This is a genomic window from Pedobacter sp. AJM, assembly GCF_002197755.1.
Classification (GTDB): domain Bacteria; phylum Bacteroidota; class Bacteroidia; order Sphingobacteriales; family Sphingobacteriaceae; genus Pedobacter.
Genome location: NZ_NHOT01000005.1, coordinates 24,614 through 37,725, shown reverse-complemented (window position 1 = coordinate 37,725; position 13,112 = coordinate 24,614). Strand labels below are relative to the sequence as shown.

The window sequence follows — 13,112 nt, the reverse complement described above, 5'->3', positions numbered from 1 at the left end:
TAATCAGACACGAAAACACTGAATCATGGAAATAAGGAATCTAATTCTGTGAAAATCTGTGTTTCCGTATCAAATAGAAGTTCACAAAAAAAATAGTAGCGAAAAGCGCTTTGAGCACAAGTCCTGATACTTGATACTCGCTACCTAATACACTATAAAACACCATGAGTAAAAATTTAAAAATCGGTTTATTTGGCTTCGGAGTGGTAGGCCAGGGATTATTAGATATTATCCAGAGTCAGAACCTTAACCTGGAAATCATAAAAATCGCTATAAAAAATCCAAAGAAAAAACGTACGCTCGATCAACATTTATTTACGACAGACCGCCATGAGATTCTGAATAATTCAGAAATCAATACAGTAGTGGAACTGATTAATGATGCTGATGCCGCTTATGAAATTGTAACCACTGCTTTAAAAAACGGCAAAAATGTTGTCTCTGCCAATAAAAAGATGATTGCCAATCATTTAAAAGAACTGGTTGAATTGCAGCAGAAATATGGTACATCATTACTTTATGAAGGTGCGGTTTGCGGTAGTATTCCAATCATCAGGAATCTGGAAGAATATTATGACAATGAGCTTTTTCATGCCTTAAGTGGCATCTTTAATGGTTCATCCAATTACATCTTATCGAAGATTTTTAATGAAAATCAAAGTTACAACGCAGCCTTAAAAGAAGCGCAAGACCTGGGCTTTGCAGAAACCGATCCGATTTTAGATGTAGGTGGTTACGATCCCAAATATAAACTGGCGATTGCCACAGCCCATGCCTACGGCTTGTTTGTGAATCCGGATGCTATTTTAAATATTGGTATTCAAAACCTTTCTGCAAACGATATCAAATATGCCCGTGAAAAGAATTTCAAAATTAAGCTGGTTCCTACTGCACGGAAAGTAAATACCAAGGATATCGTGACTTATGTATTGCCCAAGCTTGTGCCCAAAGATGATTTCCTGTATAATGTTGAAAATGAATACAATGCCGTAACGGTTCAGGCGGCATTTGCCGACAAACAATTCTTCTTCGGAAAAGGTGCCGGTGGTCATCCTACCGGTGCCGCCGTACTCTCAGATATTGCAGCTTTACGATATGATTATCGTTATGAGTATAAAAAATATCATTCAGAAAATGGTGTTAAACACACTGAAGATATTTTGCTGGAGGTTTATTTGCGTTATGCGGATGAAGACTTAGTGACCTTGCTGGGTTTTGATGAAATTAGCGAACGCTATGCAGCCAGTAACTATAAATATGTGATCGGAACAGTTAAGTTAGAACAGCTGATTAAAAACCGTGATTTACTTTTGGAAAAAGACGTTTTTATTGCCTATACCGGCAGACAGATCTACAAACAGGAGCAGGTTGCGGAAAATGTTTTCGCGGAAGAGCTGGCTTCCCTGTAAATTTTAAGGTTAATTTTTTTTATTTGTTTTGTTGTTAAGCATTAAGGCTGGAGCGATTCCGGCCTTTTTGTCCATTTAAGCGGTTTCCCCCCTTTTTGAATAAGCATATTCTTCTTCATGCTTAACAGCCAGCAAGAGACTAACCCCGCCCGGCCATTTCTGTGAGTTTTTTAGCCAAATCTTTTCCCAGGTAACTGTCGATAATCAAATGAACGATATACAGAATCGGGGTCATTAAAATGGCTACAATAAACTTGTAAGTATAATTTACCAGTCCGATGGCAGCAACCATTTTCCAGCTGTAATGATATTGTGGATTGAGATAAAAAGCAATAAAGATGACCACAAAGCTATCGATGAGCTGGGAAACCAGTGTTGAACCTGTTGCCCGCAACCATAAAGCCTTTTCTCCGGTTACCCTCTTAATACGATGAAAAATTAAAACATCAGCCAGCTGCCCTACAATAAAGGCAATGATAGAGCCTACAATAATCCACATCCCCTGACCGAATATCCCTGCAAAAGCGTTGTTCATATTTAAATCTTCCCCGTTGATGTTTTGGTGGACCCAGAAATCTGCCGCACTTAAATGCATGGAACCCCAAACCACTAAAAAGGCAAATGCAATGAGGATAGAAGTAAGTATGGAAAGAAAGCGAACCTGCTTTACGCCAAAATACTCGTTAATAATATCGGTCATGATAAAAATAATCGGCCAGGTTAACACACCAGCCGACATCACAAAAGACAGGTTTTTAACGCCTAATAAATTGATGTCAAACTTTTTAATCCCTAAAGTTTCCTCTACGCTAAATAATTTCACCCCAATAAACTCTGATAATATCGCATTCGCGACAAAAAAACATCCCAACACGAGAAATAGCCGGCTTTCTTTGGTTTTAAAAGTCATAGTGCATAAATCTAAAAATAATTCAAATCAGAATTACTGTACTTCGTGTTAATTTTTTTAACCAGTTATCTTTTTACAATCATTCGACCTCAAAAATAGGTTAAATGCATAAATCTGACAATCTTTGCGCCTCGGAAAAACTATTCATGATTATGGCTCAGCAAAAAAAAATCTACCTTATCTTAATTCTGGGTTCCCTGGCAGCGCTTGGCCCTTTTTCTATCGACATGTATTTGCCTGGATTTGTAGATATCGCAAAAGACTTAAAAACAAATGAATCGTCGGTAGCCCTATCATTATCAGCATTTTTTATTGGTATTTCTGCCGGTCAGTTACTTTACGGGCCACTTCTTGATAAATTTGGAAGGAAGAAACCACTCTATTTCGGTTTAGCACTTTATATCGTTTCTTCATTTTTATGCCTTGCCGTAACTGATGTAAATCAACTTATTGTTTTACGTTTCGTTCAGGCTATTGGCAGTTGCGCCACCGCTGTAGCCTCCATCGCCATGGTCCGCGATTTATTTACCGTTGAAGAAAGCCCGAAAGTTTTTGCTTCTTTAATGCTTGTTATTGCGGTTTCGCCCATGCTGGCCCCTACTGCAGGTGGTTATTTAATTTCCACACTTAGCTGGAAATATGTATTCGTTTTTTTGGGTTTTATGGCGATTCTGATGCTGCTGGCTTCCATCTTCAAATTACCGGAAAGCTATAAACCAGATCCGAATTACTCGCTGAAGCCAAAACCGATTTTAAATAGCTTCCTCATGGTACTGAAAGAACCGCAGTTTTCTACTTATGCCTTCATCAGCTCCATAACTTTTTCTGGTTTGTTTGCTTACGTATCATCATCACCAACGGTTTTTATGAAAATTTATGAGGTAAGCAAAACGGGCTATGGATGGATTTTTGCCTTGCTTTCAGTAGCCTTTATCGGTTCCAGCCAGTTAAATAGTTTAATTTTAAAATGGTTTAGCAGTAAAAAGATTGTCACCTGGGCATTAATGGCGCAATGTGTATTTAGTTTAATCTTCCTGGTTTTTGCCTTGAATGACTGGTTAAACTTATCTCTGACACTGGGCTTCATCGCTTTGTTCCTTTCCTGCTTAGGTTTCATTAATCCAAATGCAGCAGCGTTGGCACTGTCTCCATTTAGCAAAAATGCGGGTAGTGCTTCGGCCCTGATGGGTGCCTTTCAAATGGGACTTGGTGCTTTGGCATCTGTGGTGGTGAGTTTATTTAGTGAACATTCTGTTGTGCCCATGCCATTGGTCATGACGGTAGCTGCATTTATCGCCATGCTTTGTTTATGGATTGGAAGAAGTTTGATTAAAAGTGAGGTTGCCGCGTCAGCAGATGCGGCGGTTATGGCACATTAATCCTGCTGATTCAGGCAGGGTCAGGCAAAAGAGCAGGCATCAATATCCGCCGACAACACATTGATTTCAAATCATTTAAACAATACCTCCAATGTCTTAAGCTAAAATAGAACTGCTTTTTTAAGCTTTTTTTGCTATTTTCGCTTATCACATGTTAAATATACAATCAAAACTCCCTGGCGTTGGGACAACCATTTTTTCGGTCATGTCGCAGCTTGCGACAGCGCATCAGGCCATCAACTTATCACAAGGTTTTCCTGATTATCCTTGCGATCCAAAACTTGTAGCATTGGTTAACCAGGCCATGAAAGATGGATTTAACCAATATGCACCCATGCCTGGTAATCATTTCCTAAATGAAACCATTGCGCAAAAAGTAGAAAGCTTATATCAGGTAAAATATCATCCGGAGACTGAAATAACGGTTACAGCAGGTGGTACTCAGGCTATCTTTACTGCACTGGCGGCCATCATTAATTCGGGAGATGAAGTCATTATCTTCGAACCGGCTTATGATTGCTATGCCCCAACCGTCAGGCTTTTAGGTGGATTAGTTAAGACTTATGAATTGGCTCCTCCGCATTATGGAATCGACTGGGACATGGTTAAAAAACTGTTCACGTCAAGTACAAGGATGATCATTTTAAATTCTCCTCAAAACCCCACGGGCAGTATTCTATCTGATGAAGACATGAAATCGCTGATCAAGCTGATCAGTGGAACAGATATCTTAATTCTGAGCGATGAGGTTTACGAACACCTGATTTACGATGAAGAAAAACACAATAGTGTGATGCTTTACCCTGAATTACGGGAAAGAAGCTTTATAGTGGCCTCTTTCGGAAAGCTTTTGCATGCAACCGGATGGAAGCTGGGCTATTGCCTTGCTCCGGCCTTATTGATGAAGGAATTTAGAAAAGTACACCAATTTAATGTTTTCAGCGTTAATAGTGCCATGCAACAAGCCATTGCAACCTATATCCATGAACCTGGCAGTTATACTGAAATCGGCCGTTTTTTTGAAGAAAAGCGTAATTATTTTAGGGGATTACTAGCTGAAAGCCGTTTTGAACTGCTCCCTTGTAAAGGTTCATATTTTCAATGTGTAAGTTATGATCAGATCAGCGATGAAAAGGACACTGATTTTAGCATCAGGCTCATTAAAGAATTTGGTGTGGCCAGTATTCCGGTTTCGGCCTTTTATCAAAAAGCAACTGACCATAAAATTATCCGCTTCTGTTTTGCTAAAGAAAATGAAACCCTTGCTTTAGCGGCAGAAAAATTAATGAATGTTTAACATTTGCAAACCTAACATATGGAAGCACCTATCTACACGCAAATAGAAAACCTGAAAGTAACCATTTTTCAAGCGTACCTTTTTTGGGAAAATATAGAAAAAAACCTGGTTAACCTGGCACTTCGCCTATCAATGGGTGTTCGGGAAAAAACAGACCTGATTATTCTACCAGAAATGTTTAACAGTGGTTTCAGCATGAATGCCGAAACTTTGGCTGAAGAAATGGGTGGTCCGACGATGCAATGGATGCAGAAAACAGCTGCACTATACAATTGTGTGGTTACCGGCAGTTTGATTATCAAAGATAATGGCCGTTATTATAACCGCTTAATCTGGATGAATAAAGATGGCGAACACCAGCATTATGACAAACGCCATTTATTTGGCATGGGTGATGAGGATGAAAATTTCAGTTCCGGTGAAAACAAACTGATTGTCGAGCTGAAGGGCTGGAAAATCAGGCTGGCGGTATGCTATGATTTGCGATTTCCGGTTTGGTTACGCAATGTAAATGAAGAATATGATATCCTGCTTTTAGTAGCCAGCTGGCCCGATCGGCGTTCTGCACACTGGAAAGCACTGATTCCTGCCCGGGCCATCGAAAATCAGAGTTACGTAATTGGCGTAAACCGTGTAGGACATGATGGTAACCAGGTTTATCATGGTGGCCATTCGATGGTCATTGATCCGTATGGCAATACTGTTTATTATAAGCCGGAAGATGAAGACATGTATACCGTTACCATTAATTACGAAGAACTGGCCAAAATCAGGCGTCAGTTTCCTTTCTTAAGAGATGCAGATCAATTCACTATCCTATAAAAACAACCTCTAATATAGCATCATGTTTAACCGACGTAAATTTATAAAAGCTTCTGCCCTTTCTGCAGGCTTACTGGCCATCGATAAAACCAGTATGGCCAATGCCATTCCTTCACAACCTGCAAAGGCAAAAAACCTGCCCATTGTGATCTCTACCTGGGATTTTGGCATTGCAGCCAACGCTGATGCCTGGAAAGTATTGTCAAATGGAGGAAGATCTCTGGATGCGGTTGAGCAAGGCGTTTGGGTTCCGGAAGCCGATGAAAAAAACCAAACCGTTGGTTATGGTGGTTTGCCCGACAGGGATGGCAAGGTTACATTGGATGCCTGTATCATGGACGAACTGGGGAACTGTGGTGCTGTGCTGGCTTTAGAGCACATTAAGCATCCTATTTCTGTTGCCCGTAAGGTAATGGAAAAAACGCCGCACGTGATGCTGGCTGGCGATGGCGCCCTGCAGTTTGCGCTTGAACAAGGCTTTAAGAAAGAAAACCTGCTCACGCCATCCAGTGAAAAAGCCTGGAAAGAATGGTTAAAAACTGCTAAATATGAGCCGGTAATGAATATTGAGAACAAGTTATATGATAAGGCTGCACCTCAAAAATTACCTGGAAACCAATATAATCACGATACCATTGGTATGCTGGCTATTGATGCAAAAGGAAACATTTCGGGGGCGTGTACCACCAGCGGCATGGCTTATAAACTGCATGGCAGAATTGGGGATAGCCCGATTATCGGTGCAGGTTTATTTGTAGATAATGAGGTAGGTGGAGCAACTTCAACAGGTGTTGGAGAAGAGGTAATCCGGAATGTGGGTTCCTTTTTAGTGGTTGAACTCATGCGTCAGGGTTATACTCCGGAAGCGGCCTGTAAAGAAGCCGTGATGCGCATCATCAAAAAGAAACCCGAAACAGCTAAAAATATTCAGGTAGGTTTCTTAGCGATCAATAAAAAAGGTGAATATGGTGCTTATGCCATTCAGAAAGGATTCAGCTACGCCGTATGCAATACTGAAAAACAAGATTTATTAATCAAGGGCAAAAGTTATTATTAATATCGTAAATCACTAAAACACCTATCAGAATGGGGTTTCTATCTAAAATTTTCGGCAAAAAAAACGTGGCAGAACGAAAAGGTGAGCCTGGCATGGTTTATATTCCTGATGCTGATGAAGGCATGAAATGGGCCATTGAAAAAGCGAACCTTACACTTTGGTATTTTGAAGAGAGTCTGAATCAGCCAAAAAGTGATCAATCCAGTTTTTCCATTAAAGTGCAGATTCTGGATGGCGAAATAAGCGAGCATATCTGGCTTACTGATCCCAGTTTCGATGAATCGGGTAATTTGTTTGGCGTGGTAGGTAATGTACCTGTTGATGTGAAAACTGTAAAGGCTGACCAGAAAATAGGCGTTGATCGAAATTATATTTCAGACTGGATGATTATCGAACAGGGCAGGCTGATTGGTGGTTATACCATCCGGGCCATCAGAGATTCTATCCCAGATGTGGATAAAGCACAGTTTGACGAAAGCATTGGTTTGTATATAGATGACGGTGTTGACCATTTCAGAACTGATTTTAATACCCCGGAAGGCGCTATTCTTTCGCTCGAAAAGGCTTATAACGATCAGAATCTGGATGCCGCACTTGCCTGTAAAGATTTTTACGAAGAAGCTAAAATGATGCTGTCCAAATTATCTATGGAAACTGATGAAGAAATGATTGCCAATACCGCCGAGGTACTGGAGCTTTCGTTCATCAATCATATTCAGGAGCATGGCTTTCCGAATTTCTCAGATTTGCAACATGCATTTCCAATAAGAGAAAAAATTGATGATACCCATTATACCATTACAGAGGTTTGCTGGTTTCCGGATGGAGGTGTATCAGTTGAAAAATTAAATACCTGTAAATCTGCTTCCGGATGGAAGGTTCTTGGTCCGGTAAATGAAGCATAACCTTAAAAACATGCCTGGTATTTTAGAAGTTTGTGCAAACTCTTATGCCTCTGCCCTGGCTGCACAGTTAGGTGGTGCCAAACGGGTAGAGCTTTGCGATAATTTAGCTGAAGGTGGTACTACACCAAGTTATGGACAGATTAAACTGGCAAAACAGCAGCTAAATATTGCCATATGGCCAATTATCCGTCCGCGGGGTGGTGATTTTCTGTATACCGAAACAGAGTTTAATTTAATGAGGGAGGATATCCTAATCTGTAAATCATTAAACTGTGAGGGGATCGTAATCGGAATACTAAACGCAGATGGCAGTATAGACCTATCCAGGTGCCGGGAATTAATTGAACTGGCCAAACCAATGCAGGTAGCCTTTCACAGGGCTTTTGATATGTGTAATGATATGGAGAAGGCCCTGGAAGATCTGATTGAAATGGGCATTGTGAGGGTATTATCGTCAGGAGGTGCCGCATCTGCTTTTTCCGGTATGGATCAACTGACCAGATTGGTTAAACAGGCAAATGGCAGGATTACCATCATGCCTGGTGCGGGTATTCATGCTGCCAATATTCAGGAGCTTTATGCCAGAACAGGTGCTACCGAATTTCATGCTTCAGCCAAAGTATGGGTAAAAAGTAAGATGGCATACCTTAATACAACAGCCAAAATGGGCAGTATTGAAGATGAATATCAATATGAATTAACGGCTGAAGAAAAAGTAAGAGAACTGGTTACACAACTTGAAAATTTAAATCCATAAGTAAATTCAATATAACCAGACTTGGTTTATACCTTTTGGATTAAATCACCGCTTCCGGGAACGTAATGCAAACCGGGAGTCAGGTAGTGAAGTAAAATCACCCTCGAATACCGGTAATTAATCGGTGAACAAAGCAATACCCCAAAAAGGATCAATCCCACGTAATACCACAGGTTTTCATAAGTTAGGGGAAGGCCTAATACATAAGATGCTACGCCAATGGTAATAATTTCAGCAACATTCATCGCATAACTCACAAACATCGCCACATAAAAAAAGCCTGGTTCACGTTCAAATTTGAGATTGCAATGCGGGCAATAAATATTGGTTTTCTGTAGTTTGTACGAATAAGCACTGCCTGTGAAGATATCTCCTTTACGGCAACGTGGACACTTACATTGTATAAAAGCCTGGAAACTTGTTAAATCAGCCATATTGTATTTATTAATTATACAAATTTAAAGCTAATATCGGCCCCGATTTATGATCTGCATCATATTCATAAAGCGACCTGATAAAAAATGTTACTCTAATCGTATGATCTTCCCGCCAGACAATGAAATTAATCCTTTTTTAGATAACAGTTTTACACCTCTGATGACAGTTTCTACCCTTAGTCCGGTCATGTCTGCAAGTTCCTGCCTTGTAACCTTTAGCGGTGCGCCAACAGCTACATCAGGTAGCAGGTAATTAATAATGGTCAGCAAGCGATGCTCTGCTTTTTCATTGGCCAGTTCTTCCAGCATCATCGATTTATAGAATAAACGCCTGCTCAGTGTTTTAATTAGTGACATGCTGAAATCCGGTTCATTTTCAATCAAAGCAAAAAAATCCTGCCTGTTCACCTGGATGATCCGTGAAACCTTATTCACAATAGTAAAAGCCAGGTAAGGCTTGTCAATCAGCAATGCAGGTTCTCCAAAATACTGACCGGCCTTAAATACACCCTGAATAAATTCCTTTCCATCATCGCTGATGGTCACCATCCGCACTTCGCCCGATTGAATGAAATAGACGTAGCGCGGTTGCATGCCGGGTTCATAAATGATGGCATCCTTCTGGAAGGTTTTTGTGGTAAAGCCTTTGTCTGTAAGCCTCTGGATTTCCATCAGATCATTCTTTTAAGATTAACCTAACCAATGGTTTCTTTTAATAGGCCGGTATAAAATTCTTTCAGGGATATACCCATTGCTGCAACCTGCTGCGGAATGAAACTGGTAGCCGTTTGTCCGGGAATGGTATTGATCTCAATAAAATAGAACTTACCGGTTTCATGTTCCAGGAAATAATCTATCCGAACCACTCCCCTGCAATTCAGTTTTTTATATATCGCTTTAATGATGCGGTGAACCCTCGAATATTCCTCTTCATTCATGTTTCCTGGGGTAATTTCTTCAGCAGCACCAGGCGTGTATTTGGCCTCGAAATCAAAAAACTCATTGGCCGTTATCACTTCGGTAGTAGGCAATACGGTTACCTCACCTTTGGCACTGTATACCCCGATTGAAAATTCCCTGCCACTCACAAATTCTTCAATTAATACCTGGGGATCTTCTTTAAAGGCCTTTTCTACCGCATCTTCAAGATCTTCCGTACGTTTTACCTTACTCATCCCAATGCTGCTGCCTCCACTGTTTGGTTTTACAAAGTATGGTAATTTTAAATCCTGCCTGATTTGGCCAAGATCGTAATGACTGCCTTTAAAAATCTGAACAGATTTAGCGGTATACAAATCATCAATATCATGAACAACGGCTTTTGTATATCCTTTGTTCATGGTGATGGCAGACGTTAAAGCATCGCAGGCGGTATAAGGAATATGAAGCATATCAAAATAACCCTGTAATTTTCCATCCTCACCCGGTGAGCCATGAATGGCAATGAAAACACCATCAAATTTAATCTTCCTCCCTTCTATGCTAAGCGAAAAGTCATTCCGGTCAATTTCAATTTTAACAGAATCGGCCGGCTCATAAAACCAGCCATGGTCATTAAGCATTATTTTATAAACATCATATAAATCAGCATCAATATGATGCGAAATAGTGGCTGCACTTTTTACAGAAACAACCCATTCGCCTGTGGTACCGCCTGTTAACAAGGCAATCGTTTTTTTCATGAGGAAATTCTTAAGTATAAATTGAATTTGATTCTAAATATATCCCCAAAAATATAAATATCTTTGTGCAAAGTTTAATAATTGATGAATTGAATCAAGGATTAATGGTGTGATTATTGCTTTCAAAACGCCGGAAAGATTCATTCACTCTTTAATGATTACATTTGATTTTTACGCAAACACCAGAATTTAATATTCATGTCTAAATTTATAGCATATTTAAAAACCAAATCCTTCAGGACTAACATTATAGCTGCACTTTTAACCGTTGTGGGCCTCTTGCTCGTTGCTTTTTTCAGTTTGCGGTACTATACCAAACATGGCCAGGGTCTGAATGTTCCGCTGGTTAAAGGTCTATCTTTTGAACAGGCCGTACGTAAACTGGAAGATGCCGGGTTAAAATATGAGGTCGATTCTGTATTTATTATGGATCAGCCGGCCGGGATTGTGATTGACCAGGATCCTGATCCGAATACTTTTGTAAAAGACAACCGGACCATTTATTTAACCATCAATGCTGGCAAGATTCCAAACACCAAGTTTCCGGATATTGCCTTTAAAACCTTAAGGGAGGCACAAGCCGTTATTGAAAGTTCAAGACTTAAATTAGGTGATACCACTTATAAACCCGATGTGAGCCGGGATGTGGTATTGGAAGCCACTTTTGGCGGACAACCTATACAGCCTGGCGATATTGTTCCTGTTGGCTCCAGAATTAACCTGGTACTGGGCGACGGCCGTGGTAATGAAGAGGTTGATATTCCACAACTAACAGGTTTAACCGTTGATGAAGCTAAGTTTAGTTTAAAAGGTTCTAACCTAACTTTAGGAAATATTCTTTATGAAGGCGACATTACCGACAGTGCTAACGCGGTTATTATCAAACAAGACCCAATGCCGGTAGACTCTTTAACGAAAGTGGCCATCGGCACAAAAATTAATGTTACGCTATCCAATAAGCAACCATAAACACGCTTTATAAAAAAAATGACTGAAATAGAAAAAAAGAAGATGAGTACCGGAAAAAAAATCATACTAGCCGTCGTTGCAGCCATCGTGCTGGTTGCTGCCTATTTTGCACTCAATTTTTACAAGATATACTTTTCTCCCAACATTACTGAGAATCAAAAATATTTATACATCAAAACCGGAAGCAATTATGATCAGCTGGTCGCTGAAATGCAAAAGAAGGACATCTTAAAGAGCGTCTCTTCTTTTACCGCTGCCGCAGAGAAAATGAACCTGGCTGCTAATTTAAAACCTGGCCGCTATCGCCTTAAAAAAGGCATGACCAACCGGACTTTAGTGAACCTGATTAAAGCGGGCAACCAGGAGCCGGTGAAACTGAAGTTTCAGAACATCAGGAAGAAAGAAAATTTTGCCGCTTATCTTGCCAGTAATTTAGAAGCAGATTCACTAAGTTTTATCAATGTTTTGGATTCTACAGATCTGATTACCAAATATGGCTTTAACCAGGACAATATTTATACGATGTTTATTCCGAACACCTATGAAATGTACTGGAATATAGCTCCGGTTGATTTTTTCGAGCGGATGCACAAGGAGTATGAAAAATTCTGGACACCTGAACGCAAGCAAAAGGCAGCAAGCCTGAACCTTACGCCCACTCAGGTTTATATCTTGGCATCTATTGTTGATGCCGAAGCGCTATACGACAAGGAAATGCCAATCATCGCTGGTCTTTACTTAAACCGGTTGAACAAAGGTATTTTGCTTCAGGCAGACCCAACTGTGATTTTTGCCAATAACGACTTTACCGTAAAAAGGGTAACCGGAAAGTTATTGCAGGTACAATCTTTATATAATACCTATAAGTATGCCGGTTTACCCCCGGGACCGATAATGATGCCCAGTATTAATGCCATTGATGCAGTATTGAACCGGGAACAGAACAATTACATTTACATGTGTGCAAAAGAAGACTTTTCAGGATACCATAATTTTGCGGAAACAAAGGCACAGCATGAAATCAACGCCAAAAAATACCGTGAGGCATTAAACAAAAAAAATATCTACAGGTAATGTTTGTACATGAAACAAAGGTGAAGGTCCGATATGCAGAGACCGATCAGATGGGTGTGGTTCACCACGGTAATTACGCCCTGTATTATGAAATTGCCCGTACGGAATGTTTCGAGGCTTCTTCAGGCATTACTTATGAGTCTATGGAAGCTGATGGCGTGATGCTTCCTTTACTGGAACTACAATCAAAATTCCTGAAACCTGCATTCTATAATCAGGTTTTAACCGTCAAATGCCTGGTAAAAGAATTGCCAACTGTACGTTTACATGTGGAATATGAAATTTACAATGAAGCTGAACAACTGATCAACATTGGCAAAACTACATTGGTGTTTGTGGATAAAGAAACGAGAAGGCCTTGTCATCCGCCAAAGAATTTTATGGATGGGATTCAACCTCATTTTACAACATAAT

14 protein-coding genes are annotated in these 13,112 nt (G+C 40.1%); 10 read left to right on the top strand and 4 right to left on the bottom strand.

Going from position 1 to position 13,112, the window contains the following annotated elements; genetic code table 11:
* The first annotated feature begins 164 nt into the window (after nucleotides 1-164).
* Entirely contained in the window at nucleotides 165-1,409 is a 1,245-nt protein-coding gene (locus tag CBW18_RS12085) for a homoserine dehydrogenase (RefSeq protein ID WP_088301597.1), read from the top strand.
* Nucleotides 1,410-1,548: 139 nt separating this feature from the next.
* Here the strand turns inward: CBW18_RS12085 and CBW18_RS12080 are convergent, their stop codons facing one another.
* Nucleotides 1,549-2,319, bottom strand: coding sequence for a queuosine precursor transporter (locus CBW18_RS12080; protein WP_088301596.1), 771 nt, complete (start codon nucleotides 2,317-2,319; stop codon nucleotides 1,549-1,551).
* A gap of 152 nt (nucleotides 2,320-2,471) precedes the next feature.
* On the opposite strand from CBW18_RS12080, the gene CBW18_RS12075 reads away from it, so the two are divergent.
* The 6 genes from CBW18_RS12075 to CBW18_RS12050 all read left to right on the top strand — a co-directional run bounded on the left by CBW18_RS12075 (nucleotide 2,472) and on the right by CBW18_RS12050 (nucleotide 8,536).
* Nucleotides 2,472-3,698, top strand: a complete 1,227-nt coding sequence (locus tag CBW18_RS12075; protein WP_088301824.1) for a multidrug effflux MFS transporter — start codon at nucleotides 2,472-2,474, stop codon at nucleotides 3,696-3,698.
* A gap of 151 nt (nucleotides 3,699-3,849) precedes the next feature.
* Nucleotides 3,850-4,995 carry a methionine aminotransferase gene (locus CBW18_RS12070; RefSeq protein WP_088301595.1) on the top strand — a complete coding sequence of 382 codons (1,146 nt, stop codon included), beginning with the start codon at nucleotides 3,850-3,852 and terminating at the stop codon, nucleotides 4,993-4,995.
* Nucleotides 4,996-5,013: 18 nt separating this feature from the next.
* Nucleotides 5,014-5,817: a nitrilase family protein gene (locus tag CBW18_RS12065; protein WP_172406512.1), complete on the top strand. Its 804-nt coding sequence runs from the start codon at nucleotides 5,014-5,016 to the stop codon at nucleotides 5,815-5,817.
* Between the two features lie 22 nt (nucleotides 5,818-5,839).
* A complete protein-coding gene (locus CBW18_RS12060; protein ID WP_088301594.1) occupies nucleotides 5,840-6,874 on the top strand; it encodes a N(4)-(beta-N-acetylglucosaminyl)-L-asparaginase in 1,035 nt (344 codons plus the stop codon).
* A gap of 65 nt (nucleotides 6,875-6,939) precedes the next feature.
* Nucleotides 6,940-7,779, top strand: a complete 840-nt coding sequence (locus tag CBW18_RS12055) for a YegJ family protein (RefSeq protein ID WP_253249022.1) — start codon at nucleotides 6,940-6,942, stop codon at nucleotides 7,777-7,779.
* Between the two features lie 10 nt (nucleotides 7,780-7,789).
* Entirely contained in the window at nucleotides 7,790-8,536 is a 747-nt protein-coding gene (locus CBW18_RS12050; RefSeq protein WP_088301822.1) for a copper homeostasis protein CutC, read from the top strand.
* 26 nt (nucleotides 8,537-8,562) lie between these two features.
* On the opposite strand, the gene CBW18_RS12045 is transcribed toward CBW18_RS12050, so the two are convergent.
* The 3 genes from CBW18_RS12045 to CBW18_RS12035 all read right to left on the bottom strand — a co-directional run bounded on the left by CBW18_RS12045 (nucleotide 8,563) and on the right by CBW18_RS12035 (nucleotide 10,655).
* Nucleotides 8,563-8,970, bottom strand: coding sequence for a DUF983 domain-containing protein (locus CBW18_RS12045; protein ID WP_088301592.1), 408 nt, complete (start codon nucleotides 8,968-8,970; stop codon nucleotides 8,563-8,565).
* 90 nt (nucleotides 8,971-9,060) lie between these two features.
* Complete coding sequence (locus CBW18_RS12040; RefSeq protein ID WP_088301591.1) at nucleotides 9,061-9,645, bottom strand: Crp/Fnr family transcriptional regulator; 585 nt, start codon at nucleotides 9,643-9,645, stop codon at nucleotides 9,061-9,063.
* 23 nt (nucleotides 9,646-9,668) lie between these two features.
* Nucleotides 9,669-10,655 (bottom strand): D-alanine--D-alanine ligase, encoded by a 987-nt coding sequence (locus CBW18_RS12035; protein WP_088301590.1) that lies wholly within the window; start codon nucleotides 10,653-10,655, stop codon nucleotides 9,669-9,671.
* Nucleotides 10,656-10,853: 198 nt separating this feature from the next.
* Between CBW18_RS12035 and CBW18_RS12030 the strand changes: the two genes are divergently transcribed.
* The 3 genes from CBW18_RS12030 to CBW18_RS12020 are packed head-to-tail and all read left to right on the top strand — an operon-like array spanning nucleotide 10,854 to nucleotide 13,111.
* On the top strand, nucleotides 10,854-11,624 hold the full coding sequence (locus CBW18_RS12030) for a PASTA domain-containing protein (protein ID WP_088301589.1): 771 nt from the start codon (nucleotides 10,854-10,856) through the stop codon (nucleotides 11,622-11,624).
* Nucleotides 11,625-11,642: 18 nt separating this feature from the next.
* A complete protein-coding gene (gene mltG, locus CBW18_RS12025; RefSeq protein WP_088301588.1) occupies nucleotides 11,643-12,698 on the top strand; it encodes an endolytic transglycosylase MltG in 1,056 nt (351 codons plus the stop codon).
* Complete coding sequence (locus CBW18_RS12020; protein ID WP_088301587.1) at nucleotides 12,698-13,111, top strand: thioesterase family protein; 414 nt, start codon at nucleotides 12,698-12,700, stop codon at nucleotides 13,109-13,111. Before mltG ends, CBW18_RS12020 begins: the two co-directional genes overlap by 1 nt.
* The last annotated feature ends 1 nt before the right edge of the window (nucleotide 13,112 follow it).

Bases quoted from the DNA above. Each gene is read 5' to 3' on its own strand.
- CBW18_RS12085 (WP_088301597.1), top strand. From the start codon at position 165: ATGAGTAAAAATTTAAAAATCGGTTTATTTGGCTTCGGAGTGGTAGGC.
- CBW18_RS12080 (WP_088301596.1), bottom strand. From the start codon at position 2,319: ATGACTTTTAAAACCAAAGAAAGCCGGCTATTTCTCGTGTTGGGATGT.
- CBW18_RS12075 (WP_088301824.1), top strand. From the start codon at position 2,472: ATGGCTCAGCAAAAAAAAATCTACCTTATCTTAATTCTGGGTTCCCTG.
- CBW18_RS12070 (WP_088301595.1), top strand. From the start codon at position 3,850: ATGTTAAATATACAATCAAAACTCCCTGGCGTTGGGACAACCATTTTT.
- CBW18_RS12065 (WP_172406512.1), top strand. From the start codon at position 5,014: ATGGAAGCACCTATCTACACGCAAATAGAAAACCTGAAAGTAACCATT.
- CBW18_RS12060 (WP_088301594.1), top strand. From the start codon at position 5,840: ATGTTTAACCGACGTAAATTTATAAAAGCTTCTGCCCTTTCTGCAGGC.
- CBW18_RS12050 (WP_088301822.1), top strand. From the start codon at position 7,790: ATGCCTGGTATTTTAGAAGTTTGTGCAAACTCTTATGCCTCTGCCCTG.
- CBW18_RS12045 (WP_088301592.1), bottom strand. From the start codon at position 8,970: ATGGCTGATTTAACAAGTTTCCAGGCTTTTATACAATGTAAGTGTCCA.
- CBW18_RS12040 (WP_088301591.1), bottom strand. From the start codon at position 9,645: ATGGAAATCCAGAGGCTTACAGACAAAGGCTTTACCACAAAAACCTTC.
- CBW18_RS12035 (WP_088301590.1), bottom strand. From the start codon at position 10,655: ATGAAAAAAACGATTGCCTTGTTAACAGGCGGTACCACAGGCGAATGG.
- CBW18_RS12030 (WP_088301589.1), top strand. From the start codon at position 10,854: ATGTCTAAATTTATAGCATATTTAAAAACCAAATCCTTCAGGACTAAC.
- mltG (WP_088301588.1), top strand. From the start codon at position 11,643: ATGACTGAAATAGAAAAAAAGAAGATGAGTACCGGAAAAAAAATCATA.
- CBW18_RS12020 (WP_088301587.1), top strand. From the start codon at position 12,698: ATGTTTGTACATGAAACAAAGGTGAAGGTCCGATATGCAGAGACCGAT.